25 protein-coding genes are annotated in these 26,851 nt (G+C 69.3%); 20 read left to right on the forward strand and 5 right to left on the reverse strand.

All coding sequences use genetic code 11. The annotated features are described in order from the left end of the window. Positions 1-1,303 precede the first annotated feature (1,303 nt). From AOZ53_RS30505 to AOZ53_RS30535, 7 genes are all read left to right on the forward strand, one after another. Positions 1,304-3,655 (forward strand): bifunctional salicylyl-CoA 5-hydroxylase/oxidoreductase, encoded by a 2,352-nt coding sequence (locus AOZ53_RS30505; protein WP_054490729.1) that lies wholly within the window; start codon positions 1,304-1,306, stop codon positions 3,653-3,655. Continuing rightward, positions 3,652-4,443, forward strand: coding sequence for an SDR family NAD(P)-dependent oxidoreductase (locus AOZ53_RS30510; RefSeq protein WP_054435706.1), 792 nt, complete (start codon positions 3,652-3,654; stop codon positions 4,441-4,443). Before AOZ53_RS30505 ends, AOZ53_RS30510 begins: the two co-directional genes overlap by 4 nt. A gap of 37 nt (positions 4,444-4,480) precedes the next feature. Beyond that, positions 4,481-5,338, forward strand: a complete 858-nt coding sequence (locus tag AOZ53_RS30515; protein WP_054435703.1) for an enoyl-CoA hydratase family protein — start codon at positions 4,481-4,483, stop codon at positions 5,336-5,338. Positions 5,339-5,340: 2 nt separating this feature from the next. Next, entirely contained in the window at positions 5,341-6,510 is a 1,170-nt protein-coding gene (locus AOZ53_RS30520) for an acyl-CoA dehydrogenase family protein (protein ID WP_054479772.1), read from the forward strand. A gap of 62 nt (positions 6,511-6,572) precedes the next feature. Then, positions 6,573-8,213 carry an AMP-binding protein gene (locus AOZ53_RS30525; protein WP_054435699.1) on the forward strand — a complete coding sequence of 547 codons (1,641 nt, stop codon included), beginning with the start codon at positions 6,573-6,575 and terminating at the stop codon, positions 8,211-8,213. Between the two features lie 20 nt (positions 8,214-8,233). Next, positions 8,234-8,659, forward strand: a complete 426-nt coding sequence (locus AOZ53_RS30530; protein WP_054490731.1) for an acyl-CoA thioesterase — start codon at positions 8,234-8,236, stop codon at positions 8,657-8,659. Between the two features lie 52 nt (positions 8,660-8,711). Continuing rightward, on the forward strand, positions 8,712-9,116 hold the full coding sequence (locus AOZ53_RS30535; RefSeq protein ID WP_006388562.1) for a RidA family protein: 405 nt from the start codon (positions 8,712-8,714) through the stop codon (positions 9,114-9,116). Between the two features lie 475 nt (positions 9,117-9,591). Here AOZ53_RS30535 and AOZ53_RS30540 read toward each other — a convergent pair whose 3' ends face one another. Further along, a complete protein-coding gene (locus AOZ53_RS30540; protein ID WP_054479707.1) occupies positions 9,592-10,578 on the reverse strand; it encodes an AraC family transcriptional regulator in 987 nt (328 codons plus the stop codon). 262 nt (positions 10,579-10,840) lie between these two features. On the opposite strand from AOZ53_RS30540, the gene AOZ53_RS30545 reads away from it, so the two are divergent. The 6 genes from AOZ53_RS30545 to AOZ53_RS30570 are packed head-to-tail and all read left to right on the forward strand — an operon-like array spanning position 10,841 to position 16,609. Further along, positions 10,841-12,028 (forward strand): ABC transporter substrate-binding protein, encoded by a 1,188-nt coding sequence (locus tag AOZ53_RS30545; protein ID WP_054435605.1) that lies wholly within the window; start codon positions 10,841-10,843, stop codon positions 12,026-12,028. Between the two features lie 31 nt (positions 12,029-12,059). Continuing rightward, positions 12,060-13,304, forward strand: coding sequence for a dienelactone hydrolase family protein (locus tag AOZ53_RS30550; protein WP_054479703.1), 1,245 nt, complete (start codon positions 12,060-12,062; stop codon positions 13,302-13,304). Between the two features lie 9 nt (positions 13,305-13,313). Then, positions 13,314-14,657: an aromatic ring-hydroxylating dioxygenase subunit alpha gene (locus AOZ53_RS30555; protein WP_054435609.1), complete on the forward strand. Its 1,344-nt coding sequence runs from the start codon at positions 13,314-13,316 to the stop codon at positions 14,655-14,657. After that, the gene (locus AOZ53_RS30560) at positions 14,648-15,181 is read left to right on the forward strand and encodes an aromatic-ring-hydroxylating dioxygenase subunit beta (RefSeq protein ID WP_054435611.1); all 534 of its coding nucleotides are present in this window, start codon (positions 14,648-14,650) and stop codon (positions 15,179-15,181) included. Before AOZ53_RS30555 ends, AOZ53_RS30560 begins: the two co-directional genes overlap by 10 nt. Then, entirely contained in the window at positions 15,178-15,789 is a 612-nt protein-coding gene (locus AOZ53_RS30565; RefSeq protein ID WP_054435613.1) for a cysteine hydrolase family protein, read from the forward strand. Before AOZ53_RS30560 ends, AOZ53_RS30565 begins: the two co-directional genes overlap by 4 nt. A gap of 13 nt (positions 15,790-15,802) precedes the next feature. Then, positions 15,803-16,609: an SDR family oxidoreductase gene (locus AOZ53_RS30570; RefSeq protein ID WP_054479700.1), complete on the forward strand. Its 807-nt coding sequence runs from the start codon at positions 15,803-15,805 to the stop codon at positions 16,607-16,609. Between the two features lie 31 nt (positions 16,610-16,640). Here the strand turns inward: AOZ53_RS30570 and AOZ53_RS30575 are convergent, their stop codons facing one another. Continuing rightward, entirely contained in the window at positions 16,641-18,389 is a 1,749-nt protein-coding gene (locus tag AOZ53_RS30575; protein ID WP_054490733.1) for a DUF342 domain-containing protein, read from the reverse strand. Positions 18,390-18,704: 315 nt separating this feature from the next. Between AOZ53_RS30575 and AOZ53_RS30580 the strand changes: the two genes are divergently transcribed. Beyond that, on the forward strand, positions 18,705-19,445 hold the full coding sequence (locus tag AOZ53_RS30580; RefSeq protein ID WP_054479696.1) for a lytic transglycosylase domain-containing protein: 741 nt from the start codon (positions 18,705-18,707) through the stop codon (positions 19,443-19,445). A 90-nt stretch (positions 19,446-19,535) separates the two neighbouring features. Here the strand turns inward: AOZ53_RS30580 and hemL are convergent, their stop codons facing one another. From hemL to AOZ53_RS30595, 3 genes are read right to left on the reverse strand one after another with little or no spacing between them, the layout of a single operon-like run. After that, positions 19,536-20,813 carry a glutamate-1-semialdehyde 2,1-aminomutase gene (gene hemL / locus AOZ53_RS30585; RefSeq protein WP_054435621.1) on the reverse strand — a complete coding sequence of 426 codons (1,278 nt, stop codon included), beginning with the start codon at positions 20,811-20,813 and terminating at the stop codon, positions 19,536-19,538. Positions 20,814-20,818: 5 nt separating this feature from the next. Continuing rightward, entirely contained in the window at positions 20,819-21,484 is a 666-nt protein-coding gene (thiE, locus tag AOZ53_RS30590; protein ID WP_054490735.1) for a thiamine phosphate synthase, read from the reverse strand. Beyond that, a complete protein-coding gene (locus tag AOZ53_RS30595) occupies positions 21,481-22,290 on the reverse strand; it encodes a bifunctional hydroxymethylpyrimidine kinase/phosphomethylpyrimidine kinase (RefSeq protein ID WP_085943734.1) in 810 nt (269 codons plus the stop codon). The genes thiE and AOZ53_RS30595 overlap by 4 nt, the downstream gene beginning before the upstream one ends. Before the next feature lie 155 nt (positions 22,291-22,445). Here AOZ53_RS30595 and AOZ53_RS30600 point away from each other — a divergent pair, with 155 nt between their 5' ends. The 6 genes from AOZ53_RS30600 (at position 22,446) to AOZ53_RS30625 (ending at position 26,697) form a co-directional block, all read left to right on the forward strand. Further along, positions 22,446-22,610 (forward strand): rubredoxin, encoded by a 165-nt coding sequence (locus AOZ53_RS30600; protein WP_003814980.1) that lies wholly within the window; start codon positions 22,446-22,448, stop codon positions 22,608-22,610. Positions 22,611-22,671: 61 nt separating this feature from the next. Further along, positions 22,672-23,262 (forward strand): YqgE/AlgH family protein, encoded by a 591-nt coding sequence (locus AOZ53_RS30605; protein ID WP_054435648.1) that lies wholly within the window; start codon positions 22,672-22,674, stop codon positions 23,260-23,262. Next, on the forward strand, positions 23,255-23,656 hold the full coding sequence (gene ruvX / locus AOZ53_RS30610) for a Holliday junction resolvase RuvX (RefSeq protein WP_054435651.1): 402 nt from the start codon (positions 23,255-23,257) through the stop codon (positions 23,654-23,656). The genes AOZ53_RS30605 and ruvX overlap by 8 nt, the downstream gene beginning before the upstream one ends. 19 nt (positions 23,657-23,675) lie before the next feature. Further along, entirely contained in the window at positions 23,676-24,659 is a 984-nt protein-coding gene (locus AOZ53_RS30615; RefSeq protein ID WP_054435653.1) for an aspartate carbamoyltransferase, read from the forward strand. Continuing rightward, on the forward strand, positions 24,656-25,960 hold the full coding sequence (locus AOZ53_RS30620; RefSeq protein ID WP_054490737.1) for a dihydroorotase: 1,305 nt from the start codon (positions 24,656-24,658) through the stop codon (positions 25,958-25,960). The genes AOZ53_RS30615 and AOZ53_RS30620 overlap by 4 nt, the downstream gene beginning before the upstream one ends. Further along, positions 25,957-26,697: a lysophospholipid acyltransferase family protein gene (locus AOZ53_RS30625; protein ID WP_054490739.1), complete on the forward strand. Its 741-nt coding sequence runs from the start codon at positions 25,957-25,959 to the stop codon at positions 26,695-26,697. The genes AOZ53_RS30620 and AOZ53_RS30625 overlap by 4 nt, the downstream gene beginning before the upstream one ends. Positions 26,698-26,851: the final 154 nt, after the last annotated feature.

Raw genomic sequence — 26,851 nt, forward strand, 5'->3', positions numbered from 1 at the left:
TTCCCTCGGGCGCATCTACACGCCCCGCCATCCCCCACCGACCCCGCCACGCGCTCGCGATGAGACTTACTGCCGGTCTCTGGGGCGGGTGGTGTGCTTGGCATGCTGATGCAACGTCAAGGCTGGGGGGAGAGATTTGCGGGGCCCGTCCTAAAAGGCCGCGCGGGCGGCCTTTTAGGACTTACGCGGTGTCTTGCGTCTGAGCGATGGCGCTCTCGCGTGTGGGTGACGGTGCTGGCGTTCTTATGTTGGGCTGGCGTGAAGTGGAAGATCTTGCGATGGTCGCCCTTCCTCGGCCGCGCGGGCGGCCATCGGAGGGCATTCGCGGGGTCTTGCGGTTGAGGATGCCGCTTCGCGCTTGCGGTGAATGGTGGGGCGGGGCCCGCCTCAAGCCGGCCGCGCGGGCGGCCTTTTGAGGCTTACGCGATGTCTTGCGATTGGTGATGACACTATCGCGTATGGCGGCGGCGAGATTATTTTCTTTGGAAGGTTTGCTGGCACTTCGCATGGTTTTTCATTGCAAGCGTGCCAGCGTCGCGACGCATTTGCTATTGAAGGCATGCCAGCACCGCGATGCATTCGCCATTGAAGACATGCCCGCTCCGCGACGCATTGCCACCAAGGCACACCTGCACCCAAACCCTTTGCCATTGAACGCCTGCCCGCACCAAGACTGTTTGTGGTCGGCGCAAGCGACTCGTCACGCGCAACCCGCTTTCCGCCGCGCCGACCACCATCGCCCCTCCCCCAAACGTGGGGAAACAACAGAAACCCGCTCCCCACCCGCGCGCAGCGCACCCGCCCCACTTTCAACTGCCCAGACGCCCATCGTGACCGCCCGCCCGGTCGCGATGGGCAGCCCCGCAGGTTCCATGCCCTGCACACAGATCTAGCAGCGCGACAAGCCTCGAAATCCGTAGCCCCTCGGGCAGGCGGACCCGGTGGCGGGCAACCTCGATGCGCCCGAGGGAATCCGAAGGCAGCCGCCGGGAGGCGGCAACGAGGATGAGGCAGGGGCAGTCCGGAGCGAACGCTCCGGACCGCAATCGTGGGCGCCCGCCACCGGGTCCGCCTGCCCGAGGGGCGACCTACGAAGCTCAACACCGCGACGCCAGAAAATGCGCCTCCCGCCATGGAACTCGCACCCGCCACCCCAAGCCCGTCCCCAGAATCGGACCCCCCACGTTTCCCCCATTTGCGATCCTCCCCATCCAGGTATATATTTCAAGCCTAAACTATCAAGGCCTAAAAATAGCAGCGACCCACCCCGCGTCCGGGCCGCACTTCTTGGAGCGTTACGGCAATGAAAATCGTATGCATTGGTGGTGGTCCCGCCGGCCTGTATTTCGGGCTCCTCATGAAGCTGCAAGACCCGGCCAACGAAGTCACCGTCATCGAACGCAACCGGCCCTACGACACCTTCGGCTGGGGCGTGGTGTTCTCGGATGCCACCATGCAGAACCTGCGCGAAGCCGATCCCGTCTCCGCCCAGACCATCGGCGACGCCTTCAACCACTGGGACGACATCGACATCCACTTCAAGGGTCGCAGCATCCGCAGCGGCGGCCACGGCTTCATCGGCATCGGCCGCAAGAAGCTGCTCAACATCCTGCAGGCGCGTTGCGAAGACGTCGGCGTCAAGCTGGTGTTCGAGAACTTCGTCCAGGACGACCAGGCCATCGCCCGCGAATACGACGCCGACCTGGTCATCGCCTCCGACGGCATCAACAGCCAGATCCGCACCCGCTACACCGACACCTTCCACCCCGACATCGACCAGCGCCGCTGCCGCTTCGTCTGGCTCGGCACCAAGAAGGTCTTCGACGCCTTCACCTTCGCCTTCGTCCAGACCGAACACGGCTGGTTCCAGGCCCACGCCTATCGCTACGAAGACGGCATGTCGACCTTCATCGTCGAAACGCCCGAAGAGACCTGGCAGGCCGCCGGCATCGAGCAGATGAGCCAGGAAGAGGGCATTGCCTACTGCGAAAAGCTGTTCGCGCCCTGGCTCGACGGCAACGCGCTCATCAGCAACGCCTCGCACCTGCGCGGCTCGGCCATCTGGATCCGCTTCCCGCGCGTCATCTGCAACACCTGGGTCCACTGGAACCAGCTCGAAACCCGCCGCGGCAAGCGCGCCGTGCCGGTGGTGCTGATGGGCGACGCGGCGCATACCGCGCACTTCTCCATCGGCTCGGGCACCAAGCTGGCGCTGGAAGACGCCATCGAACTGGCGCGCTGCCTGAGCGGCGCCGAGGGCAGCGTCGAGCACGGCCTGAAGCACTACGAGGAAGTGCGCAGCGTCGAAGTGCTGAAGATCCAGAACGCCTCCCGCAACTCCACCGAGTGGTTCGAGAACGTGGCGCGCTACGCCGAACTCGAACCCGAACAATTCGCCTATTCGCTGCTGACCCGCTCGCAGCGCATCTCGCACGAAAACCTGCGGCTGCGCGACCCGGCCTGGCTGGAAGGCTTCGAGCGCTGGATCGCCGAGCATGCCGGCGCGCCGGCGCCCGCCGGCCAGCGGCCCGCGCTGCCGATGCTGACGCCGTACCGGGCGCGCGGCGTGACGCTGAAGAACCGCATCCTGGTGTCGCCGATGGCCATGTACTCCTGCGCCGACGGCGTGCCGGGCGACTTCCACCTGGTGCACCTGGGCGCCCGCGCCATGGGCGGCGCCGGGCTGGTGATGGTGGAAATGACCTGCGTGTCGCCCGACGGCCGCATCACCCCGGGATGCCCGGGCCTGTGGAACGACGAGCAGCAGCAGGCCTTCGCCCGCATCGTCGGCTTCGTGCACGGCAACAGCGACGCCCGCATCGGCGTGCAGATCGGCCATGCCGGCCGCAAGGGCTCGACCCAGCTGGGCTGGCAGAAGATCGACCATCCGCTGGCCGAAGGCAACTGGCCGCTGCTGTCGGCGTCTGCCTTGCCGTACATCGAAGGCGTGTCGCAGACGCCGCGCGCCATGACGCGCGCCGACATGGACGAGGTGCGCGACAACTTCGTGGCCGCCGCCCGCCGCGCCCAGGCCGCCGGCTTCGACTGGCTCGAACTGCACTGCGCCCACGGCTACCTGCTGTCCAGCTTCATCTCGCCGCTGACCAACCGCCGCGACGACGAATACGGCGGCAGCCTGGAAAACCGCCTGCGCTTCCCGCTGGAAGTGTTCCGCGCGGTGCGCGCCGTCTGGCCCGAGGACAAGCCGATGTCGGTGCGGATCTCGGCCAGCGACTGGGTCGAGGGCGGCATCACCGCCGATGACGCCGTCGAGATCGCGCGCCACTTCAAGGCCGCTGGCGCCGACATGATCGACTGCTCGTCGGGCCAGGTCAGCAAGGAAGAAAAGCCGGTCTACGGCCGCATGTTCCAGACCCCGTTCGCCGACCGCGTGCGCAACGAGGCCGGCATCCCCACCATCGCGGTGGGCGCCATCTTCGAGGCCGACCACGCCAACGGCATCATCGCCTCGGGCCGCGCCGACCTCTGCGCGCTGGCGCGGCCGCACCTGGCGGACGCCTCCTGGACGCTGCGCGAAGCGGCCCGCGTGGGCTATCGTGATGTGGCCTGGCCGAGCCAGTATTTCGCCGGCAAGCGCCAGCTGGAAACCAATTTCGAACGCGCCGCCGCCATGGCGCAACTGGACATCAAATGAGCACGTCCTCCCTTCCCCTGGCCGGCCGCCACGCGCTGGTGACGGGCGGCGCCCGCGGCATCGGCCTGGCCAGCGCCCGCGCCCTGCTGGAACGCGGCGCGCGGGTCACGCTGCTGGGCCGCGACGGCGGCGCGCTGGAGGCGGCCGTCGACAGCCTGGCCAGCCTGGGCCAGGTGCAGGCGGTCAGCGCCGACATCGCCGACGAGGCCTCGGTGCGCCAGGCCTTCGCCCAGGCCGAGGCCGAACTCGGCCCGGTGCTGGTGCTGGTCAACAATGCCGGCCAGGCCGTCAGCCAGCGCTTCGACCGCACCGACGCCGCGCTGTGGCAATCGATGCTGGCGGTCAACCTGACCGGCACCTTCCACTGCATCCAGGCGGCCCTGCCCGGCATGCTGGCCGCCAAATGGGGCCGCGTCATCAACGTGGCCAGCACCGCCGGCCTGATCGGCTACGCCTACGTCAGCGCCTACTGCGCGGCTAAGCATGGCGTGATCGGCCTGACCCGCTCGCTGGCGCTGGAGACGGCGCAGAAGGGCGTCACCATCAACGCCGTGTGCCCGGGCTACACCGAGACCGACATCGTGCGCGGCGCGGTCACCAATATCGTCGAGAAGACCGGCATGACGCCGGAAGCGGCTCGCGCCAAGCTGGCCGAGCGCAATCCGCAGGGCCGCCTGGTGCAGCCCGAGGAAGTGGCCGAGACGGTCGCCTGGCTGGCGCTGCCGGCCTCGTCGTCCATCAACGGCCAGGCCATCGCCGTCGACGGCGGCGAAGTGATGACCGGCTGAGCCGGCGCCCACCCCACGATTCCAGAACGGAGACACCATGAGCACGCAGCCCGAAGAGCACACCATGAAGCACCACAAGCGCCCGCTGGCCGGTTACCAGGCGCGGACGTTCCTGTGGCAGGTGTCGGCCGACGGCAAGGTCGCCACCATCACGCTCAACCGCCCCGAGCGCAAGAACCCGCTGACCTTCGATTCCTACGCCGAACTGCGCGACCTGTTCCGCGCGCTGGTGTACGCGACCGACATCAAGGTGGTGGTGGTGGCCGGCGCCGGCGGCAACTTCTGCTCGGGCGGCGACGTGCATGAAATCATCGGGCCGCTGACGAAGATGAGCATGCCCGAGCTGCTGGACTTCACCCGCATGACGGGCGACCTGGTCAAGGCCATGCGCGCCTGCCCGCAGCCCATCGTGGCGGCGGTGGACGGCGTCTGCGCCGGGGCCGGCGCGATGGTGGCGCTGGCTTCCGACATGCGCCTGGGCACGCCGGCCGCGCGCACCGCCTTCCTGTTCACGCGGGTGGGCCTGGCGGGGGCCGACATGGGCGCCTGCACGCTGCTGCCGCGCATGATCGGCCAGGGTCGCGCCTCCGAACTGCTGTACACCGGCCGCGCCATGACCGCCGAGGAGGGCGCCAGCTGGGGCTTCTTCAACGCGCTGCACGAGTCGGACGCCCTGATGGACGCGGCGGCCAAACTGGCCGCGCAGCTGGCCGCGGGCCCCACCTTCGCGCACGGCGTGACCAAGAAACTGCTGCACCAGGAATGGAACATGGGCGTGGACGAGGCCATCGAGGCCGAAGCCGAGGCCCAGGCCATCTGCATGCAGACGCGCGATTTCCATCGCGCCTACGAGGCCTTCGTGGCCAAACAGAAGCCGGTCTTCGAGGGGAACTGATGATGCGCGACGCAAGCTGGCTGGACTGGCCGTTCTTCGACGACGCCCATCGCAAACTGGCGCATGAGGTGGATGGCTGGTGCGAAAGCGCCCTGGGCCACGTCGACCACCACGATGCCGACGCGGCCTGCCGCAAGCTGGTCAAGGCCATGGGCCAGGCCGGCTGGCTGCGCTACGCGGTCGCCGGCGGCCCCGGCGGCGCCTGGGGTGGCGCGCTGCCCGAGGTCGATTCGCGCGCGGTCTGCATCCTGCGCGAGACCTTCGCGCGCCACGAGGGCCTGGCGGACTTCGCCTTCGCCATGCAGGGCCTGGGCAGCGGCGCGATCTCGCTGATGGGCTCGGACGCGCTGCGCCAGCGCTACCTGCCGCGCGTGGCCAGCGGCGAGGCGATCGCCGCCTTCGCGCTGTCGGAGCCGGATGCCGGCTCGGACGTGGCCGCGCTGGCCTGCGAGGCCCGGCTGGAGGGCGACCACTATGTGCTCAACGGCGCCAAGACCTGGATTTCCAACGGCGGCATCGCCGACTTCTATTGCGTGTTCGCCCGCACCGGCGAGGCGCCGGGCGCGCGCGGCATCAGCGCCTTCGTGGTGGATGCCGACACCCCGGGCTTCGAGATCTCGGAGCGCATCGAGCTGATCGCGCCGCACCCGCTGGCCACCATCACCTTCGACAACTGCCGCATCCCGGTGTCGCAGCGGCTGGGCGAAGCGGGGCAGGGCTTCAAGCTGGCCATGATGACGCTGGACATCTTCCGCGCCTCGGTGGCCGCCGCCGCGCTGGGCTTTGCCCGCCGCGCGCTGGACGAAGGACTGGCGCGCGCCAAGTCGCGCCGCATGTTCGGCCAGACCCTGGCCGACCTGCAACTGACGCAGGCCGCGCTGGGCGACATGGCCACGGCCATCGACGCCTCGGCGTTGCTGACCTATCGCGCCGCGTGGATGCGCGACGTGCAGAAACAACGCACCACGCGCGAAGCGGCCATGGCCAAGATGACGGCCACCGAATCGGCGCAGACCGTGATCGACCGCGCGCTGCAGATGTTCGGCGGCGCGGGCGTGGTGTCGGGGATGCCGGTGGAGAAGCTTTACAGGGAAATCAGAGCGCTGCGTATCTACGAAGGCGCCACCGAAGTGCAGAAGTTGATCATCGCCCGCGAACTGCTGAAAGCCTGAAGAAGCCATCGAGCTTCCGCTTTCGGCACAGTCAACCACACCGCAGCAGCAAGGGGAATTCCATGGAAGTATCCGCCCACATCGACACCTTCACCCGGGACAATCTGCCCCCGGGCGAACAATGGCCAGAATTCCTGCTGGACGGTCCCGACGTGGCCTATCCCAAGCGCTTCAATTGCGCGGTGGAACTGGTCGACGCGATGGTCGAGCGAGGCCATGGCGAGCGCGTCGCGCTGCGCTGGGCGCAGGACGGCAAGCCGGCCGCCATGACCTACCGCGAGCTGGCCGCGCTGACCAACCGCATCGCCCGCGTGCTGGTCGAGGACATGAAGCTGGTGCCGGGCAACCGCCTGCTGCTGCGCGGCCCCAACAACCCGATGATGGCGGCCGCCTGGCTGGCCGCGATCAAGGCCGGCCTGGTGACAGTGCCGACCATGCCGCTGCTGCGCGCCAAGGAACTCAAGCAGATCATCGACAAGGCGCAGATCCAGGCGGTGCTGTGCGATGTGCGCCTGAAGGACGAGGCGCAGTTCTGCGCCCAGCCGGATCACGAGCACCATTGCCCGGGGCTGGCGCAGATCGTGTATTTCAACGACACCGCGCCCGACGCGCTGGACGCGCTGGCCGCGGCCAAGCCGGACGACTTCACGGCCTGCGACACCGCCGCCGACGACGTCTGCCTGATCGCCTTCACCAGCGGCACCACCGGCGCGCCCAAGGGCTGCATGCACTTCCATCGCGATGTGCTGGCGATGTGCGACCTGTTTCCCAAGCACGTCATCAAGCCGGGCCCGGACGACATTTTCTGCGGCACGCCGCCGCTGGCGTTCACCTTCGGCCTGGGCGGCCTGCTGTGCTTCCCGCTGCGGGTCGGCGCCAGCACCGTGCTGGCCGAGCGCCTGACGCCGGAAAGCCTGTTGCAGCTGATCCAGGACTTCCGCGCCACCATCGTCTTCACCGCGCCCACGTTCTACCGCCAGATGGCGGCGCTGGTGGGCAAGTTCGACCTGTCCTCGCTCAAGAAGAGCGTGTCGGCCGGCGAGGCCCTGCCCGACGCCACCCGCCAGCTGTGGAAAGAGGCCAGCGGCATCGAGATGATCGACGGCATCGGCGGCACGGAAATGATCCACGTGTTCGTCTCCAGCCCGCCCGAGTCGGTGCGCCGCGGCGCCATCGGCCGCGTGGTGCCGGGCTATATCGCGCAGATCGTGGACGACGACATGAACCCCGTGCCCAACGGCACGGTGGGCCGCCTGGCCATCAAGGGCCCGACGGGCTGTCGCTACCTGGCCGACGAGCGCCAGCTGCGTTTCGTGCAGAAGGGCTGGAACCTGCCCGGCGACACGTTCATGCAGGACGACGACGGCTATCTGTTCTACCAGGCGCGCAATGACGACATGATCGTCTCGGCCGGCTACAACATCGCCGGCCCGGAGGTCGAGGACGCGCTGCTGCGCCACGAGGCCGTGGCCGAATGCGGCGTGGTCGGCGCGGCCGATGACGAGCGCGGCCAGCTGGTCAAGGCTTTCGTGGTGCTCAAGCCCGGCTTCGAGCCGAGCGAGGCGCTGGTGGCCGCGATGCAGCAGTTCGTCAAGGCCAATATCGCGCCCTACAAGTACCCCCGCGCCATCGAGTTCGTCGCCGCGCTGCCGCGCACCGAGACGGGCAAGCTGCAGCGTTTCGCGCTGCGCAAGATGGCGTGATTTTGCATCAAGGAAATGCCATGGCAGCACCATTCATCAGTCAGGTAGAGGTCCGCTTCCGTCATTGCGACCCGGCGGGCATCGTTTTCTATCCTCGCTATTTCGAGATGATCAATGACTTTGTCGAGGAATGGTTCGACAAGGGCATGGGCTTGCCATTCCACGCGCTGCACGTGGATCGCCACATCGGCACGCCGATGGCGTCGGTGACGTGCGACTTCAGCGCGCCGAGCCGCTGGCACGAGCAGCTGCGGCAGACGCTGCAGGTGCAGCGCATCGGCGGCGCGTCGTTCAAGGCGCTGGTGCGGTTCGAGGGCCCGGACGGGCAGTTGCGCCTGTCGGCGACGCTGACGATCGTGACGGTGGATCTGCGCACGATGAAGTCGATGCCGCTGCCGGCGGATCTGCGTGAACGTATGCAGGATTATCTGGTCGCCGCCGAATGAGTTCGGCGGGGGTCACCCTGGTGTTTGTTTTTTGAAAATAGGATGAGACGTTATGAAGATTCTGCAACCGCCGGATTGGATGGCGCCGAGGGGCTATTCGAATGGGATCCTGACCGAGATGACGGTGGGGAGCAAGCTGGTGTTCGTGGGCGGGCAGGTGGGCTGGAACGGGCAGCAGCAGTTCGAGTCGGATGACCTGGCCGACCAGGTGCGGCAGACGTTGGCCAACATCGTGGCGATTCTCGCCGAGGGCGGGGCCAGGCCGGAGCATATCGTTCGGATGACGTGGTATGTGACGGACAAGGATGCCTATGTGGCGGCTTATCCGGAGATCGGGAAGCATTACCGGGAGTTGATCGGGAGGCATTTTCCGGCGATGACGGCGGTGGAGGTGGCGGATCTGGTGGAGGATCGGGCCAAGGTGGAGATTGAGGTTACTGCGGTGGTGCCGGCTTGATGGTGGGCCGGCCTTGACGTGTTGATGCGCGTCGAGGTGGGTTCTTTAGCCGCGGGTGACGGGGCAGGCGGGGGATGGCGGGGCTACGATTGCGGTCCGGAGCCTTCGCTCCGGACTGCCCCGTCCTCATCTTCGTCCAGGCCTTCGGCCTTCCCTTCAGATTCCGTCGGGCGCATCTACACGCCCCGCCATCCCCCGCCTGCCCCGTCACCCGCTCACGATAAGAATTAATGGCGGGTGCTGGGGCGATTTGGGTTCTTGGCGTTTTGATGGTCGGCAACGGGGGTTCAGAGCGATTTGCGGGGCCCGCTTCAAGGCGGCCGCGCGGGCGGCCTTTTGAAGCTTACTTGGTGTCTTGCGGGGGCGGATGACGCTGCGCGCTTGCGGGGTGGTTTATCACGTATGTAGGGGTTCAACTACGTTAGTGATTTTGTGCCCTTGGCTGCGGGGTTGGAGCATGGCGCCAGGTGGCTGGCTATTTGCCGGCCTGGAAGGTTTCGCGGGGGAGTTCGCCGAAGCGGTCGCGGTAATACTCGGAGAAGCGGCCCAGGTGGCTGATGCCTACGGAGACGGCGACCTCGGTCACGCTTTCGCAGGCGCCTTGCTGCAGCTTTTCGCGGGCGGCGTCCAGGCGCAGGACGCGTAGCGCCTGCATGGGGGTGGTCTCGCGGTGTTGCTGGAACAGGCGGGTGAGGGCGCTGGGGCTGGCGCCGGCGCCGCGGGCGATGTCGGTGAGGGTCAGGGGGGCGGCCAGGTGGGCGCGCATGTAGGCTTCGGCCTGGGCGACGCGGCGCGGCAGGGCGGGGGCCAGGCCGGCGTGGCGTTGCCAGGTGTTGGGCTGGTTGTAGAGCAGGTGCAGGACGAGCGTGTCTTCCAGGTGCTCCAGCCAGGCGGCGGGCGGTCTCGGCGCGCCGTCGTCCAGGGTGGGGAGCAGGTGGATCAGGCTGGTCATCATGCTGCGCCAGGCGGCGCCGACGGGGGTGTCCAGGCGTAGCGCGGGGCTGAAGTCCAGGGGGCGGGCGGCGGCGTCGCCGAAGATGCGGTGGCCGATGGCTTCGAGCTTGCCGCGCGGGATCTTCAGCAGCAGTTGTTCGCAGCCGGCTTCCCAGTGCAGTTTCAGGGCGCGGTTGGGGGCGATGACGGCGGCGCAGTCGGGGTGGGCGTCGACGCAGTCGGTGCCGCATTCGATGCGGGCGCGGCCGCGCAGCGGCACCTGCACCAGCATGAAGTCCTGCAGGCGGTCGGGTTCGATGTGGACTTCGGCGCCGTAGCGCAGCGTACAGACGCTCAGGGCGCCGAAGCGGGCGCGGTTCAGCTCGGCGTCGACGCGGCCGCCCTTCCAGGTCAGGCGGTGTTCCTTGAGCGCTTCGGAGACGCGCTCGCGGGTTTCGGCCGGCTGGGTGGAACTGAAGACGCGTCGTTTGAGCAATGGCGCCAGCTCGATGCGGGACCAGCCGTGCATGGATGCCTCCGGGACGGGAACGCTCCCGTATCGCCGTCGAGCGTAATGCAATCGTCAAGCGTTGGGAATTAAGTGAATCCCGGATAGGCGTGGGCCGATTCGGATAGAGCCGCGCGCCCGGCCGCCCTAAGCTGGGGGTTGTTGGAAGGCGGCGCCGCGGCGCGTAAGCTGGCAGTTTTCATCGGTGGCTGGGTGTACCGACGGCAGACGGATTCTGTCAGCATCGCGCCGGCGGCGCCGGCGGACACGAACGGGGTGGCTCATGAATGGAAAGCTATGGGGCCGGCGCGCGCTGGCAACGCTGGTTTCGGTGGGCTGTATGACGGCCGCGGCCGGCGCATCGGCCGCGGACAAGATCAAGGTCGGCCTGCTGACCACGCTGTCGGGGCCGGGCGCGGCGCTGGGCAACGAGATCCGCGACGGCTTCAATCTCGCGCTGCAGCATACCGGCGGCAAGCTGGGCGGGCTGCCGGCCGAGGTGGTGGTGGCCGATGACCAGCAGAAGGCCGATGCCGGACGCCAGGCGGTCGAGCGCCTGCTCAAGCGCGACAAGGTCGACGTGATGACGGGCATCGTGTTCTCGAACGTGCTGCTGCCGGTGATGCCGGCCATCCTGCAGTCGGGCACCATCTATCTCAGCACCAATACGGGGCCGGAGAACTATGCCGGCGCCGGCTGCAATCCGAATTTCTTCGCGGTGGCCTGGCAGAACGAGGACATCCCGGCGGCGATGGGCAAGTACGCCGTCGACCAGGGCTTCAAGCGGGTGGCGCTGATCGCGCCCGACTATCCGGGCGGGCGCGAATCGCTCAACGGCTTCAAGCGCCTGTACAAGGGCGGGCTGTCCGAGGAGATTTATACCCAGCTGGGCCAGCTCGACTACGGCGTCGAGATCACGCGGCTGCGCGCCAGCAAGCCCGACGCGGTGTTCTTCTTCCTGCCGGGCGGCATGGGCGTGAACTTCATCAAGCAGTTCAACGGCGCCGGCCTGGGCAAGGAGATCGCGCTGCTGGCGCCGGGCTTCTCGGGCGACGAGGACACCATCGCCGCGGTGGGCGCGCCGATCGAAGGCCTGCACAACTCGTCGCAATGGGCGGCCGACCTGGACAACCCGGCCAACCGCAAGTTCGTCGAGGACTTCAGGAAGACCTACAACCGCACCCCCACGCTGTACGCCTCGCAAGGCTACGACGCCGCCATGCTGCTGGACAGCGCGGTCAGGCAGACCGGCGGCAAGCTGGGCGCTGACGCGCTGCGCCCGGCCCTGCGCCGCGCCGATTTCAAGTCGGTGCGCGGCGACTTCACCTTCAATCGCAACCAGTACCCGATCCAGAACTACTACCTGCGCACCATCGTCAAGGGCGCGGACGGCAAGCTGGCCAACAAGCTGTCGGGCACGGTGCTGACGCAGTATCACGACCCGTTCGCCGCCGCCTGCCAGATGAAGTAAGGCAGGCGACGCACGCATCAAGGAGAGAAGCATGACCGCAACCATCACGACGCGCGAGGTGACCATCGCCTCGCACGACGGCCAATCATTCAGCGCCTACCTGGCCGTGCCCGCCGCGGGCCACGGGCCGGGGCTGGTGCTGTGCCAGGAGATCTTCGGCATCAACGACTTCATGCGCCGCACCGCGCAGTCGCTGGCCGAGGAAGGCTACGTGGTGCTGGCGCCGGACCTGTTCTGGCGCCAGCAGCCCGGCATCCAGCTGACCGACGGCCCGGCCGATATGCCGCGCGCGTTCGAGCTGTACCAGGGCTTTGACGTCGACCTGGGCATCAAGGACATCGCCGCGACCCTGGCCGCGCTGCGCGCGCTGCCCGAGCAGCAGGGCGGCGCCGGCGTGCTGGGCTATTGCCTGGGCGGCAAGCTGGCCTACCTGGCCGCCTGCCGCACCGACGCCGACGTAGCCATCGGCTACTACGGCGTGGGCATCGAGGACAGCCTGGAAGAAGCCGCCAATCTGCGCGGCCGGCTGGTGCTGCACATCGCCGAACAGGACGGCTTCTGTCCGCCGCCGGCGCGCCAGCGCATCCTGGAGGCGCTGGGCGGCAAGGCCAACGTCGAGCTGTATGTCTACCCCGGCATGGACCACGCCTTTGCCCGCACCGGCGGCGCGCACTACGACAAGCCGTCGGCGCTGATGGCGCACCAGCGCAGCATGGCCGCGCTGCAACGCGTGATCGGTCCGCAGTTCGACTATTCGTACTTATGGGACAAGCACTGCGAATACGAATTCGGCACGCGCGACGTGGCCGCGACCATGGCCACGATGGTGGCCGAGCCCTACGTCAACCACATCCCCACCATGACGGGCGGCGTGGGCTACCGCGAGCTGTCGCGCTTCTACCAGCACCACTTCGTCAACAGCAATCCGCCCGACACCCGGCTGGTGCCGCTGTCGCGCACCGTGGGCGCGACGCAGATCGTCGACGAACTGCTGTTCTGCTTCACCCACACCACCGAGATCGACTGGCTGCTGCCCGGCGTCGCGCCTACCGGCAAGTACGTCGAGATTCCGCTGGTGGCCATCGTCAAGTTCCGCGGCGACAAGCTCTGCCACGAACACATCTACTGGGACCAGGCCAGCGTGCTGGTGCAAATCGGCGTGCTCGATCCCCAGGGCCTGCCGGTGGCCGGCCGCGAGACCGCGCGGAAGCTGCTGGACGAGACCCTGCCTTCCAACACCCTGATGGCGCGCTGGAAAGACAGCGAGAACAAGTAGGAGACCGCCATGCCGTATAGCGATCAACAATTGGGCGAAATGGTGCGCGGCGACAGCGTGCACCGCGCCCTGTACACCGACCCGGCGATCTTCGAGCTGGAGATGCAGCGCATCTATGGCCGCGCCTGGGTCTACGTCGGCCACGAAAGCCAGGTGCCCAAGACCGGCGACTATCACACCACGCGCCTGGGCGACCAGGACGTGCTTATGGTGCGCGCCAGCGACGGCCGCGTGCACGTGCTCTACAACCGCTGCCCGCACAAGGGCGCGAAGGTGGTGGCGGACGGCGACGGCTGTGTCGGCAAGTTCTTCCGCTGCCCGTACCACGCCTGGACCTTCAAGCTCGACGGCAGCCATCTCGGCGTGCCGCTCAAGCAGGGGCTGGAGGGCACCTCCTACGATCCCACCGATCCCAGCTTCTCGATGCGGCGCCTGCCGCGCGTGGAAAGCTATCGCGGCTTCGTCTTCGCCAGCCAGGCCCGCGACGGCCAGGGCCTGGAGGAATTCCTGGGCGGCGTGCGTTCGTCGATCGACAACCTGTGCGACCGCTCGCCGGTGGGCGAGGTCGAGGTGGCCGGCGGCATCTTCCGCGTGATGCAGCGTTCCAACTGGAAGGTGTTCTACGAGAACCTGCACGACACCATGCATGCCCGCGTGACGCACGAGTCGTCCTTCGCCGCCGCGCGCGACGAGGCCAAGGAAATCGGCGAGATGCCGTTCGAGCTGCACATCATGGACGGCAACGGCGAGCCCTACGAGTTCTGGGAAAAGCTGGAACTGCGCGCCTACGACAACGGCCACGGCTACATGGAAGGCATCTTCAACCCGGGCGCGGCCGAACGCGATCCGGTGTCGCGCGCCCATTTCGAGGCGCTGACCACGGCCTACGGCGCCGACCGCGCCCGCGAGATCCTCGGCATGAACCGCCACAACACCGTCATCTACGGTAGCGGCTCGCCGCACACGGTGTTCCAGCAGTTCCGCGTGATCCGCCCGATCGCCGTGGACCGCACGCTGATCGAGATCCAGACCTTCCGCTGCAAGGGCGCGCCGGACGGCGTGTTCAAGCGCGCCATGCTGTACGCCAACGTGATCAACTCGCCGTCGTCCAACGTCATGCCGGACGACATCGAGCTCTACAACCGCTGCCAGGAAGGCAACGCCACCCGCGGCGGCGAATGGGTCAGCATGCACCGCTACCACGGCACCGACCGCAGCGACGCCGACGGCATGGTGTCGGTCAACGGCACCAGCGAGCTGCCGATGCGCAACCAGTTCCGCGCCTGGAAGAACTACATGGAGGCCGGCCCCGTGGCGCCCGCCCACGGCCAAGGAGAAGGCGCATGCTGCTAGACCTGGAATTCGACGTATCCACCGCCGACCTGGCGCCGGCCGACGTGCCGGCCGAGGCCTATCACCGCATCGCCCAGTTCCTGTACCGCGAGGCGCGGCTGCTGGACGAGCGCCGCTACGACGACTGGCAGTCGCTGTGGACCGACGACGGCATGTACTGGATGCCGCGCGAGCCGGGCCAGTCCAGCCCCTACGACCACATCTCGCTGTTCTGGGAAGACCGCATGCTGCGCGACGTGCGCATCCGCCGGCTGGAACACCCGCGCAACTGGTCGCAGCAGCCGCCCACGCGCAGCGTGCGGCTGGTGGGCGGGGTGCAGGTCGAGGGCGTGGACGCGGGCGGCAACCTGGTGGTGCATTCGGCGTTCCAGATGACCGAATGGCGCAAGCGCCAGCCGCGCCAGCTGGCCGGCCGCTACACCCACAAGCTGGCCGCCGACGGCGACGGCTGGCGCATCCGCATGAAGCGCGTGGACCTGGTGAACTGCGACGACGCCCACGACGTGTTCGAGGTGTTCGTGTGAGCGCGCCCGACGCCGCGGTGCTGGCGCTGCACTACCAGAACGACGTGCTGCATCCCGACGGCAAGATCCGCGTCGGGCTGGATGCCGACGGCGCGGTGCGCCAGCGCGTGCTGCATGGCGCGGCGGCGCTGCTGGACAGCGCCCGCGGCCATGGCCTGCCGATCGTGCACGTGCGCATCGCCTTCCGCCCGGACTACGCCGACCTGCTGCCCAACTGCGACATCTTCCGCAACGTCGCCAGCATCGGCGCGGTCGCCGAGGGGCAATGGGGCAGCGCCTTCTACGAAGGGCTGCAGCCCCTGGCGGGCAGCCCGCGCGAATTCGTGGTCAAGCACACCCGCATCAGCGCCTTCTACGGCACGCCGCTGGAGGAAACGCTGCGGCTGCTGGGCGCGCGCCGGCTGGTGGTGGCGGGCGTGGCGACGCATTCGGTGGTCGAGGGCACCGTGCGGCACGCCGCCGATATCGGGTTCAATGTCATGGTGGCCGAGGACGCCTGCGCGTCGGCGGACCCGGCGGTGCACGACGCGTCGCTGGCCAGCATGCGGCTGATCGCGCAGACCGGCTCGGTGGCGCAGGCCATGCACTGGGCCGCCGCGCCTCATTGATCAAGGACTGTTCATGGATTTCTCAGGCTTTCCCGGCTTGGCCGGCAAGACCGCCATCGTCACCGGCAGCACCCAGGGGCTGGGCGCGGACATCGCGCGCGGGCTGGCGGCGGCCGGCGCCAACGTGGTGCTGGTGGGGCGCAACGCCCAGGCCGGCCAGGCACTGGCGGACGAGATCGGCGAGCGGGCGCTGTTCCACGAAACCGACATCGGCCAGGACGACCAGATCCGCCACTGCCTGAACGCCGCGCTGGCGCGCTTCGGGCGGGTCGACATGCTGGTGAACAACGCCTGCCAGTACAACGACCGCGGCCTGGCCTCCAGCCGCGCGGAGTGGCACGCGACGCTCGACACCAACCTGGTGTCGGCCGCGATCTTCACGCAGATGGCGGCGCCGCTGCTGCCGCGCGGCGGAGTGGTGGTCAACCTGGGCAGCACCGGCGGCAAGTTCGGCGCGGCCGGGCGCGCGCTGTATCCCGCTTCCAAGGCGGCCTTGCTGCAGATCACCAAGAATTTCGCGGTGGAGCTGGCGCCGGCCGGCATCCGCGTGCTGGCGGTGTCGCCGGCCTGGACCTGGTCGCCGTCGGTCGAACAATTGGCGGGCGGCTCGCGCGAGGCCGCCGACGCCGTGGGCGCGCACTTCCATCCGCTGGGCCGGGTCGGCTCGGGCGAGGAGATCGCCGCGGCGGTGTGCTTCGCCTGCTCGGACGCGGCGTCGTGGATGACCGGTGTGGATATCCCGGTGGATGGCGGCTTCTCGATCCTGGGACCGGACCGGGGCATTTCACCGCGCGCGTGGTTCAAGCAGCTGGCGCCTTGAGCGGGCGGTAGCCCCAGCCGCCGGGCAAACGTCAGCGGATGACGATCTCGCCTTCTTCCAGGCCGGCCTTGCCGCCCACCTGGTCTTCCAGGAATTCCTGCATCCGGTTGCCCACCTGGATCTTGGCGCCGCCGCAGAAGCGCCGCGCCGCGATGATGGTGGCGGTATGCAGCGGCTGCAGGTCGCGGATCAGCTGGGCCTCTTCCTCGTCCAGCTCGATCAGGTCGCGGCCCAGCTTGGTGTGGGTGTTGCGGGCGCGCTCGACCACGTCGCCGGCGGCCCGGCCGGGGTTGGCGTGCAGGAACAGCAGCAACTGTTCCAGCTTGGCCTTTTCCTCGTTCATCTTCAGGCGCTTGCGCGTCAGCGCCGAGCGCTTGATGTCGGCATGCGGATCCAGCCCGGCCTGCACCAGCGTCGGCACGCCGGCCGGCGAGCCGATGGTGCCGGCGCGCACCGATTGCAGGGCGCGGGTCTGGCCGCCGGTGATGGCGGTCTGCTGGGTGTTGGGCGCGCCGACGTTGACGCTGCCGCCCGCCGCGATGCTGCTCTGGCGGATCTCGCGTTCCACTTCCACGTTCTGGCCGGCGCTGATGATGGCGTTGGCGATGAAGCGGGCGCGCACTTCGCCGCCACAGACGATGTGGGCGGTGCGCGCGGCGGCATTGTTGGCCGATTCGCTGGTGCCTTCCTGCATCGCCTCGGCCATGCCGATGATGCCGCCCTTGACCGTGACGTTGCCGCCGGCCTCGACCAGCGCGGCTTCCATGGTGCCGTTGACGACTACGTCGCCGGTCACGCGCACTTCCATGGTGGCGCTGATGTCGCCCCGCACCTGCAGCGAGCCCTGGAAATTGATGTTGCCGGTGGACAGGTCGACCGCGTCGACCTCGACCACCGGATTGACCTGCGCGCCCTGGTGGATCAGCTTGGGCGAACCGGCGATGGCGGCGCGCAGCAGGTTCGGGTCTTCCGGATCGATCTCGACGCCGGACATCTCGGCGTTGAAGGGCGTGTCCGGCAGCTCGTCGGGCAGCACCGGCTGGCCCAGCACGTTGCAGCCATCGATGCCGGGCAGCGGCGGGATGCGGCGCATCAGCGGCATGCCGGGCGTCACCAGCAGCAGGCTGCCCAGGTCGCGGTAGTCGATCTGCGCCAGTTCGTCGATTTCCTGGGCGCGCGGCTTCAGGCGGTCCAGCAGGCTTTCGAAGCGGGTGGGGGTGCCGCGCGTGGGCGGCGTGCCCTGCGCGATCAGCACGGTCTGCGCGCCGCCGCGCTCGATGGCCTCGGCCAGTTCCTTTTCCAGCACGCCGTGGACGATGCCCTGGTCGGCGATGGCCTGGCGCAGCACGGGCAGCGTCACCGGCTTGCCGCCCTTGGGCGGGTGCAGGGTGACCAGGGCCGACATGCAGGCGGCATCCACTTCCAGGTCGAACGAGCCGTCGATCAGCTTGCCCACCGGCACCTGCACGGGTTCGGTGGCGTGGCGGCACAGGTCGATGAAGGCGATGACGGCATGGTTGTCCAGCGCCTCGGTCGACCACCCCTGGGCGGTGGCCATGGCGGCGAGGGTGTCCCAGCTGGGCAGGTCGGCGGCCGGCGCGGCCGGCGTGGCGTCGGCGGTTTCGGTATCCGGGGCGCCGGCCTCCTGGACCGGGGCGCCGTCAGCCGCAGCGTCGACCGGGGCGGCATCGGTCTGCGGCGCAGGTGGCGGCGAGTAAATCGCCGTCAGGACGTTGGTAGTGGCATCCAGCACCAGCTGGAGCGTGTTGTATGCGCCCATCTCCGCCTCCCGCCCGGCAGTTGTCGCCGGGTTCCATTCATTTAGTAATTAAACGAAATATTGCGACATATGTTAACCCAGGAACTCCGGGCTACTGCGTAGTAGTACGGGGAGGATGAAGATAAAAGATGTAGATCAGGCCCTTATTTCAGCGACATATTTTCCCGAGCCACCCCGAGACGGGCCGTTCACGGACGGCCTGCTGCGCCCCGCGGGCCGGGTACTAGGGCATAGGCAGGAGCGACAAAGCCGGCGCGTCGGCTCAGCATAGGCGTTCGATTCCGCGTCCCTGGACGCCGCCGGAGCGCCTTCCCCATGTTCCGAGTCTCTCCCATTCCGCCCGCCCGGCCACGCGCCGGGCGGACGTTCCTGGCCGGCCTGGCGGTGGCGGCCATGCTGGCCGCCGGCGCGCTGCTGCCCACGGACGCCGCGCGCGCTACCGAGATCTACCGTTACAAAGATCCGTTCGGCGTCTGGCGCGCGATGAAGGTGCCCAACGGCTACGCCAAGTATTACAAGCGGGCCCAGGTCCGCACCGCGCTGCGCGGCAACCGCATCAAGGTCTGCCTGGACTGCGAGCCGCGCTCGGGCGACGGCGCCAGCCTGCTGACCCTGGGCGACCGGGCCGCGCGCTGGGGCCCGGCGCCGCCATCGACCGCGCATGACGAACTGATCGCGCAGGCGGCCAGGGATTCAGGGGTGGACCGGGCCTTGCTGACCGCGGTCATCGCGGTGGAATCGGGCTTTCGCAGCGACGCGCGCTCGCCCAAGGGGGCGCTGGGCCTGATGCAGCTGATGCCGGCGACGGCGGCCACCCTGCTGGTCTCGGACGACATCGAGCGGGCGCTGGTCGACCCGGCCACCAACGTCAAGGCGGGGTCGAGCCTGCTGCGCCGCCTGATCGACCAATACCCCAACCGCCTGGACCTGGCGCTGGCCGCCTACAACGCGGGCGAGGGCGCGGTGCGCAAGTACGACGCGGTGCCGCCCTATGCCGAGACCCAGCAGTACGTGCGCAACGTCACGGCGCTGTACCAGCAGTACAAGACGCCCTAGGGGCCGATGCAAAAACGCCCTGGAAGCCCTTGTCGGGCCGCCAGGGCGTGTCGGCGGGCGCGGCGGGCAAGGCCCAACCCCGCGCGGCGCTCAGATCGTCGCGAAGACCTTTTCGGCGATATCCAGCGTGGCCTGGATGACCGCGTCGTCGTGGGTGGCCGAGACGAAGCCGGCTTCGAAGGCCGACGGCGCGAAATGCACGCCGTGGTCCAGCATGGCGTGGAAGAAGCGGTTGAAGCGCGCCGTGTCGCAGGCCGAGACCTCGGCGAACGTGGCCGGCACCTTGTCGCTGAAGTACAGGCCGAACATGCCGCCGACCGAGTCGGCCGAGAACGGCAGGCCGGCGGCGCGGGCGCGTTCCTGCAGGCCCTGGGCCAGCTTGGCGGTCTGCGCCGCCAGCTTGTCGTAGAAACCGGGCGCCGCGATCAGGCGCAGCGTGGCCAGGCCGGCGGCCACGGCCACCGGGTTGCCGGACAGCGTGCCCGCCTGGTAGACGCCGCCCAGCGGCGCGATGTGCTTCATGATCTCGGCGCTGCCGCCGAAGGCGCCCACCGGCATGCCGCCGCCGATCACCTTGGCCAGCGTGGTCAGGTCGGGCTTGACGCCCGACAGGCCCTGCACGCCCTGCGGGCCGACGCGGAAGCCGGTCATGACCTCGTCGAAGATCAGCAGCGCGCCGTGCTGCGTGCAGACCTCGCGCAGCCCTTCCAGGAAGCCGGCGGCCGGCTTGATCAGGTTCATGTTGCCGGCGATCGGCTCGACGATGATGCAGGCGATGTCGGCGCCGTGCTGGGCGAAGGCTTCGCGCACCGCGTCCAGGTTGTTGTATTCCAGGGTCAGCGTGTGCGAGACGAATTCGGGCGGCACGCCGGCCGAGCTGGGGTTGCCGAAGGTCAGGAGGCCCGAGCCGGCCTTGACCAGCAGGCTGTCGGAATGGCCGTGGTAGCAGCCCTCGAACTTGACGATCTTGTTGCGGCCGGTGGCGCCGCGCGCCAGGCGGATGGCCGTCATGGTGGCCTCGGTGCCGGAGCTGACCAGGCGCACCTGTTCCAGCGACGGCAGGCGCGCGATCAGCACTTCGGCCAGTTCGATCTCGGCCTCGGTGGGGGCGCCGAACGACAGGCCGTTGACGGCCGCTTCCTGCACCGCGCGCACCACTTCCGGATGCGAGTGGCCCAGGATGGCCGGGCCCCAGGAGCCGACGTAGTCGATGTACTGCTTGTCTTCCGCGTCCCACACGTACGGACCCTGCGCGCGCTTGATGAAGCGCGGCGTGCCGCCCACGGAGCGGAAGGCGCGCACGGGCGAGTTGACGCCGCCGGGGATGCTGCGGCTGGCACGTTCGAAGAGCTGGGCGTTACGGGACATGGCGGTCAGGGCTTCAGGTTGCGGTTGATGGAGTAGGGCGCGGCGCAGGCCGCGGCGGCGGCGCGGATCGCGGGCGCCTCGAACAGGCCGGTGATGACGGCGACCGAATCGGCGCCGGCGGCGGCCACCAGCGCCACGTTCTCGGGCGTGATGCCGCCGATGGCGACCACGGCGGGGCGCGGCGCGTCGCGTTCCTCGACCAGCGCGCGGGCCTCGGTCAGGACCGAGAGCGGCGCGCGCACGGTGTCGGGCTTGACGCGCGAGGGGAACATGGCGCCGAAGGCGATGTAGTCGGCGCCGGCGTCCAGCAGTTCGCGGGCGCGGCCCAGGTCGTCGTAGCTGGAGCCGCCCAGGATCAGGTCGGGGCCGGCTTCGGCGCGGATGCGGGCCAGGCTGTCGTCGTCGCGGCCGACGTGGGCGCCGTCGGCGCCGACTTCCAGCGCCAGGCGCCAGTCATCATTGATGAGGAACACCACGCCCAGCTCGCGGCATAGGGGCGCCAGGGCGCGCGCCTGCTCGGCGCGCACCGCGTCGGGCACGTCCTTGCGGCGCAGCTGCAGCGCGCGCATGCCGCCCTCGGCCGCCTGGCGCACCGCGCGCATCAGGCGCTCGGTGTCGTCCCATTCGGGGGTGACGCCATACAGGCCGGCGGGGAATCGCAAGGCTTTCATTGCGGCTGGATCCGGTTGGGAATGCGCCGGCCCATGCCCGGCAGGAAACTGGCGGCGACCGCCGCGTCGGCGTGGGCCAGGCCCTGGCGCACGGCCTCGGGCATGTCCAGTCCGCGCGCCAGCAGGGCGGTGATGGCGGTGGCGGCCAGGCCGCCGGCGTCGCCGTTGCGGTCCGGGGGCGCCTGCCAGGGCAGGGTGGTGGTCTGGCCGTTGGGGCCCAGCAGCACGTTGGCGTGGTGGCCGGGCCGCTGCGGGCTGCCCAGCACCAGCACCCATTCGGCGCCGGCGGCCACCAGGGCGTGCATCGGTGATGGTGCGTCCCCGATATCGATATCACCGTCGGCGTGCCATTGGGCCAGCCGCAGGTGCTCGACGATCAGCAGGTCGGTCTGCGGCAGCACCAGTTCGAGGATGGCGGCCAGCAGGTCGTCGGCGTCATCCTCGTCGGCGGCGTCGGCCGGCACCTGGGCGCGCTGGCCCAGGTGCAGCACCAGCGGCACCTGGCTGTAATCCGCGGCAACCTGCGCGGCGACGCTTGCCGTTTCGGCGGTGTATAGTCCGCCCACCTTGATGGCCTGTACGGACATGTCCTCGAGCAGGCAGCGCGCCTGGTCGTCCAGCAGGTCGGGTGAAACGGGATGGATTTCTTCGATGCCGGCGGTATCCTGCACGGTCAACGCCGTGACGGCCGCCAGGCCATGACAGCCGAGGCGGGCGCAGGTCACGGCGTCCGCGGGCAAACCGTCGGCGCCCGAGGGATCGAGCGGACCGAAGACCAAAACGAGAGGGGGAGTAACGGGGGCCACGTGGACAGCGCTAGAGTAAGGGTGCCCGGACTCATTTGCGGAGAATCAGGGGAACCCCTATTGGGTTTCGGTAAGATTGTCCCCATTCTAATGGATGCCTCCCGCCTTTGCCCCGTCGCGGGGACAACGGCAGGGAATTGATGTAAGAGAGAACTATGCGTACTTGGATGTGTCTGATTTGTGGCTGGGTCTACGACGAAGAGGCCGGCCTGCCCGACGAAGGCATCGCGCCCGGCACCCGCTGGGAAGATGTGCCGCCGAACTGGGTCTGTCCTGAATGCGGCGCCCGCAAAGAGGACTTCGAACTGATGGAAATCTGACGCGCAGCGCCGACGTCTTCCGCCAAGGCGGTTCGATCTGACTACCCAAGAGGGGGTTGCCATGACGGAAAAACACCACGAAGAGGCCAGTACGCAACAGGCCGCCAACTTCGCCAACCAGTTCCTGATCGCCATGCCGGGCATGGTCGAAGGCAGCCTGGCCGGCTCGGTCATCTATATCTGCGAGCACACCGAACGCGGCGCATTGGGCCTGGTCATCAACCGGCCCACCGACCTGACCCTGGGCACGTTGTTCGAGCGCATCGAACTGTCGCTCGAGATCGGTCCGGTCAAGGACACGCTGGTGTTCTTCGGCGGTCCGGTGCAGACCGACCGCGGTTTCGTGCTGCACGCGCCCGCGGGCGACTACAGCTCCAGCATCAAGCTCGGCGCCATGGCCCTGACCACCTCGCGCGACGTGCTGCAGGCGGTGGCCGACGGCAACGGGCCCGCCCGCATGCTGGTCACGCTGGGCTACGCCGGCTGGGGCGCCGGCCAGCTCGAAAGCGAAATGGGCCAGAACGCCTGGCTGTCGGTCGGCGCCGACGACCACATCATCTTCGACGTGCCGCCCGAGGATCGCTACCCCGCGGCGCTCAAGCTGCTGGGCATCGATCCCGTGATGCTGGCCGGCGACGCGGGCCATGCCTGAAGAGACCCTGCTGGCATTCGATTTCGGCGAGAAGAAAATCGGCGTGGCCATCGGCAATACGCTGACGGGCCACGCGCGGCCGCTGGAGATCATCTTCAGCGAGGTGCGCGACGTGCGCTTCGCGCGCATCGAGGCGCTGCTGCGGGAATGGCAGCCGCATCGCGTGGTGGTCGGCCTGGCGCTCGACGCCGATGGCGGCGAACAGCCCGCCACCGCGCGCTGCCGCCGCTTCGCCAACCAGCTGCACGGCCGCTTCGGCGTGGCGGTGGAGCTGGTCGACGAGCGCGGCTCCAGCATGGAGGCCCAGCGCCTGCTGGGCACCCACGCGGCCGACGACGCGATGGCCGCCGCCGTCATCCTGCAACGTTACCTGGACAAGCCGCCGGCGCCTTGACGCCGACGCCGGCCCGCCCATGCTCAATCCGCAACTCGACCGCCGTGGCGAACTGCTGCATCTGCTGACGACGGAAGGGTTGCCGCGACGCCATGTCGAACGGCTGCTGGACGCGGCGGCCGCGTTCGCCGCCGATGACGCGCCGGCCGTCGCCGACGCCGACCTGCCGTTGTTCCTGAGCCTGCCCGCCGGCGATGCCGGCCTGCGCCAGGACTTCGAGGCCGCCGCCGTGCGCCTGGGCCTGCGGTCCGTGGCGCTGGAAACCAATGGCCCGGGCGCCGACGCCGGGGTGGATCGCGGCCACGGCGTGGGCGCTGGCGACATCTGCGCCGCCAGCGCGCTGTCTCCCGCCGCGGTCGCCGCCGGCCTGCCGGCCGGCATCCTGGCGCTGCGGCATCCGGCCAGCGGCGCCGCCGTCAGCGCCGCCGCCGCATGCGCGCCGGGCCTGCGCATCCTCAACGCCGGCGATGGCGCGCACGCCGATCCGCTGCCGGCGCTGGCCCGCGTGCAGGCCATGCTGCAGGCCAGACAGGATCTGACCAACCTGGCCGTGGCGCTGGTGGGCGACATCCGCCACAGCGCCGTGGCGCGCAGCCTGATCCATGCCATGACCACGCTGGGCGTGCCCGAAGTGCGCGCCGCCGCGCCGCGCACCCTGCTGCCCGACGGCCTGCCGCAACTCGGCGTGCGCGCCTGTGCCACCCTGCACGAATGCCTGGCCGAGGCCGATGTGGTGATCGCGCTGCCCCTGCGGGCCGAGCGCATGAGCGGCGCGCTGCTGCCGTCGGCGCGCGAATACGCCGCCGCTTACGGCCTGACGCCCGCCCGCCTGGCCGCGGCCCGGCCCGATGTCCTGCTGTTGCCCGCCGCCGCGCTGACGCCCGGCATCGAGGTCGATGGCGACGTTGCCGCCGGCCTGGGCGAGATCGAGGCCGGCCTGGCCCGGTCCGAAGGCCATCTGCGTCTGGCCGCCCTGAGCGTGTTGGCCGGAGTCGCCGCATGAGGCTGCACATCGCCAATGGCCGCCTGATCGACCCGGCCCACGACCGCGACGGCTTGCAGGACCTGTTCATCGCCGACGGCCGCGTGGCGGCGGCCGGCCAGGCGCCCGACGGCTTCCAGGCCGATCGCCGCATCGACGCCGCCGGCCTGGCCGTGCTGCCGGGCCTGGTGGACCTGTCGGCGCGCGTGCTGCGCCAGGACGCCGGCGCCGCGGCCGAGCCCCGCCTGTCGGCCGCCGAGCTGCGCGCCGCGCTGGCGGGCGGCGTGACCACGCTGACCTTGCCGCCGGACGCCGGCGCGCCGCTGGACGCGCCGGCCCAGGTCGAGGCGCTGCTGCGCGAGGCGCCGCCCGGCCACGGCCGGGTGCTGCCCCTGGGCGCGCTCACGGTCGCCCTGCGCGGCGAGACCCTGGCCGAGATGGGCCTGCTGGCGCAGGCGGGCTGCCTGGCGTTCTCGCAGGGCGAATCCGGCATCGTCGACACCCGGGTGCTGTGGGGCGCCATGCGCTATGCGGCCGGGCAGGGCCTGGCGCTGTGGCTGCGGCCGCAGGACCCATGGCTGGCGCAGGGCGCGGTGGTCGCCGCCGGCGCCTACGCCGACCGCCTGGGCCTGGAAGGCCTGCCGCCGCAGGCCGAGGCGCTGGCCCTGCAGGCGATTTTCGAGTTGCAGCGCGCCACCGGCGCCCGCGTGCACCTGTCGCGCCTGTCCACCGCGGGCGGCCTGGAACTGCTGCGCGCGGCGCGCCGCGAAGGGCTGCCGGTCAGCGCCGATGTCTCGGCCAACAGCCTGCACCTGACCGATGTGGACATCGGCTATTTCAATACGGATTTCCACCTGCGCCCGCCGCTGCGCGGCCAGCGCGACCGCGACGCGATCCAGGCGGCGCTGCGCGAGGGCCTGGTGGACGCCCTGTGTTCGGACCATGCGGTGGTGGACGACGCGGGCAAGTCCGTGCCGTTCCCGCAATCGCAGCCCGGCGCCACGGGCCTGGAGCTGCTGCTGTCGCTGGCGCTGAAATGGGCCCGCGACAGCCGCCTGCCGCTGCCGCAGGCGCTGGCCCGGGTGACGTCGGGGCCGGCGGCGGTGCTGCGCGGCCTGTCGCCGGCGCTGGCGGGCCTGGGGCAACTGGGCGTGGGGGCGCCGGCCGACCTGTGCCTGGTGGACCTGGAGGCCGAATGGCTGGTGACGCCCGGCGCCCTGCAAAGCCACAGCCGTCATACGCCGTTCGCGGGTATGATGCTGCCCGGTCGTGTCCGCGCCACCCTGGTGAGTGGCCGCCCGGCCTGGGAGACCCCTGTTTGAAGCTGCTGCGCTTTGTCCTCCGCCTGATGCTGGTGGTGCCGTTGATTGTCTTCGGCCTGCTGTGCGTGGGCCTGGTGTATCCGCTGCTGCGCCCGAAGTCGCGGGCCTGGCTGAACCGTACCTGGTCGCGCTGCCTGATGGCGGCCTGTGGCCTGCGGGTCGTCTTCAAGGGCGAGCCGCGCATGACGGGCCCGGTGCTGCTGGTGGCGAACCATGTGTCGTGGATCGATATCTTCGTGCTGAATTCGGCGCGGGCGACGTCGTTCGTGGCCAAGAGCGAGATCCGCAGCTGGCCGGTGATCGGCTGGCTGGTGGCGGGGGCGGGCACGCTGTTCATCGAACGCGGCCAGCGCCACGCGGTGCATGCGATGGGCGAGTCGATGCAAGCTCGCTTCAAGCAGGGCGATGCGGTCGGCCTGTTCCCGGAAGGCACGACGAGCGAGGGTTTCACGCTGCGCCCGTTCCACGCCAGCCTGTTCGAGCCGGCGCGCGCGGCGGCGGTCGAGATCCAGCCGGTGGCGCTGCGTTTCCTGCAGCACGGCGAACGCAGCGGTTTCGCGGCGTTCGTGGGCGAGGAAACGCTGGTGGCGAATCTGTGGCGGGTGATGGGGACGACGGGGCTGTCGGTGGAGGTGGTGTTCTTGCCGGTGCTGGCGACACAGCATGCGGATGGGACGTTGCCGACGCGGTTGGAACTGTCGCATCAGGCTCGGGATGCGATTCAGGCGGTGCTTTGACGGTGCTGCTTCTGGTTTGAACGTTCGTTTCTAGGCTTTTTCTTGGCGTTGTAGATCTTCGTAGGTCGCCCCTCGGGCAGGTGGCCCCCGGGGCGGGCGCCCACGATTGCGGCCCGGAGCCTTCGCTCCGGGCTGCCCCGTCGTCATCCTTGTA

It is taken from the genome of Achromobacter sp. 2789STDY5608621, from assembly GCF_001299375.1.
GTDB classification, from domain to species: Bacteria; Pseudomonadota; Gammaproteobacteria; order Burkholderiales; family Burkholderiaceae_B; genus Achromobacter; species Achromobacter insuavis.

What these genes read in the sequence shown, in the direction of transcription:
- AOZ53_RS30505 (WP_054490729.1), top strand. Translation starts at nt 1,304, where the DNA reads ATGAAAATCGTATGCATTGGTGGTGGTCCCGCCGGCCTGTATTTCGGG.
- AOZ53_RS30510 (WP_054435706.1), top strand. Translation starts at nt 3,652, where the DNA reads ATGAGCACGTCCTCCCTTCCCCTGGCCGGCCGCCACGCGCTGGTGACG.
- AOZ53_RS30515 (WP_054435703.1), top strand. Translation starts at nt 4,481, where the DNA reads ATGAGCACGCAGCCCGAAGAGCACACCATGAAGCACCACAAGCGCCCG.
- AOZ53_RS30520 (WP_054479772.1), top strand. Translation starts at nt 5,341, where the DNA reads ATGCGCGACGCAAGCTGGCTGGACTGGCCGTTCTTCGACGACGCCCAT.
- AOZ53_RS30525 (WP_054435699.1), top strand. Translation starts at nt 6,573, where the DNA reads ATGGAAGTATCCGCCCACATCGACACCTTCACCCGGGACAATCTGCCC.
- AOZ53_RS30530 (WP_054490731.1), top strand. Translation starts at nt 8,234, where the DNA reads ATGGCAGCACCATTCATCAGTCAGGTAGAGGTCCGCTTCCGTCATTGC.
- AOZ53_RS30535 (WP_006388562.1), top strand. Translation starts at nt 8,712, where the DNA reads ATGAAGATTCTGCAACCGCCGGATTGGATGGCGCCGAGGGGCTATTCG.
- AOZ53_RS30540 (WP_054479707.1), bottom strand. Translation starts at nt 10,578, where the DNA reads ATGCACGGCTGGTCCCGCATCGAGCTGGCGCCATTGCTCAAACGACGC.
- AOZ53_RS30545 (WP_054435605.1), top strand. Translation starts at nt 10,841, where the DNA reads ATGAATGGAAAGCTATGGGGCCGGCGCGCGCTGGCAACGCTGGTTTCG.
- AOZ53_RS30550 (WP_054479703.1), top strand. Translation starts at nt 12,060, where the DNA reads ATGACCGCAACCATCACGACGCGCGAGGTGACCATCGCCTCGCACGAC.
- AOZ53_RS30555 (WP_054435609.1), top strand. Translation starts at nt 13,314, where the DNA reads ATGCCGTATAGCGATCAACAATTGGGCGAAATGGTGCGCGGCGACAGC.
- AOZ53_RS30560 (WP_054435611.1), top strand. Translation starts at nt 14,648, where the DNA reads ATGCTGCTAGACCTGGAATTCGACGTATCCACCGCCGACCTGGCGCCG.
- AOZ53_RS30570 (WP_054479700.1), top strand. Translation starts at nt 15,803, where the DNA reads ATGGATTTCTCAGGCTTTCCCGGCTTGGCCGGCAAGACCGCCATCGTC.
- AOZ53_RS30575 (WP_054490733.1), bottom strand. Translation starts at nt 18,389, where the DNA reads ATGGGCGCATACAACACGCTCCAGCTGGTGCTGGATGCCACTACCAAC.
- AOZ53_RS30580 (WP_054479696.1), top strand. Translation starts at nt 18,705, where the DNA reads ATGTTCCGAGTCTCTCCCATTCCGCCCGCCCGGCCACGCGCCGGGCGG.
- hemL (WP_054435621.1), bottom strand. Translation starts at nt 20,813, where the DNA reads ATGTCCCGTAACGCCCAGCTCTTCGAACGTGCCAGCCGCAGCATCCCC.
- thiE (WP_054490735.1), bottom strand. Translation starts at nt 21,484, where the DNA reads ATGAAAGCCTTGCGATTCCCCGCCGGCCTGTATGGCGTCACCCCCGAA.
- AOZ53_RS30600 (WP_003814980.1), top strand. Translation starts at nt 22,446, where the DNA reads ATGCGTACTTGGATGTGTCTGATTTGTGGCTGGGTCTACGACGAAGAG.
- AOZ53_RS30605 (WP_054435648.1), top strand. Translation starts at nt 22,672, where the DNA reads ATGACGGAAAAACACCACGAAGAGGCCAGTACGCAACAGGCCGCCAAC.
- ruvX (WP_054435651.1), top strand. Translation starts at nt 23,255, where the DNA reads ATGCCTGAAGAGACCCTGCTGGCATTCGATTTCGGCGAGAAGAAAATC.
- AOZ53_RS30615 (WP_054435653.1), top strand. Translation starts at nt 23,676, where the DNA reads ATGCTCAATCCGCAACTCGACCGCCGTGGCGAACTGCTGCATCTGCTG.
- AOZ53_RS30620 (WP_054490737.1), top strand. Translation starts at nt 24,656, where the DNA reads ATGAGGCTGCACATCGCCAATGGCCGCCTGATCGACCCGGCCCACGAC.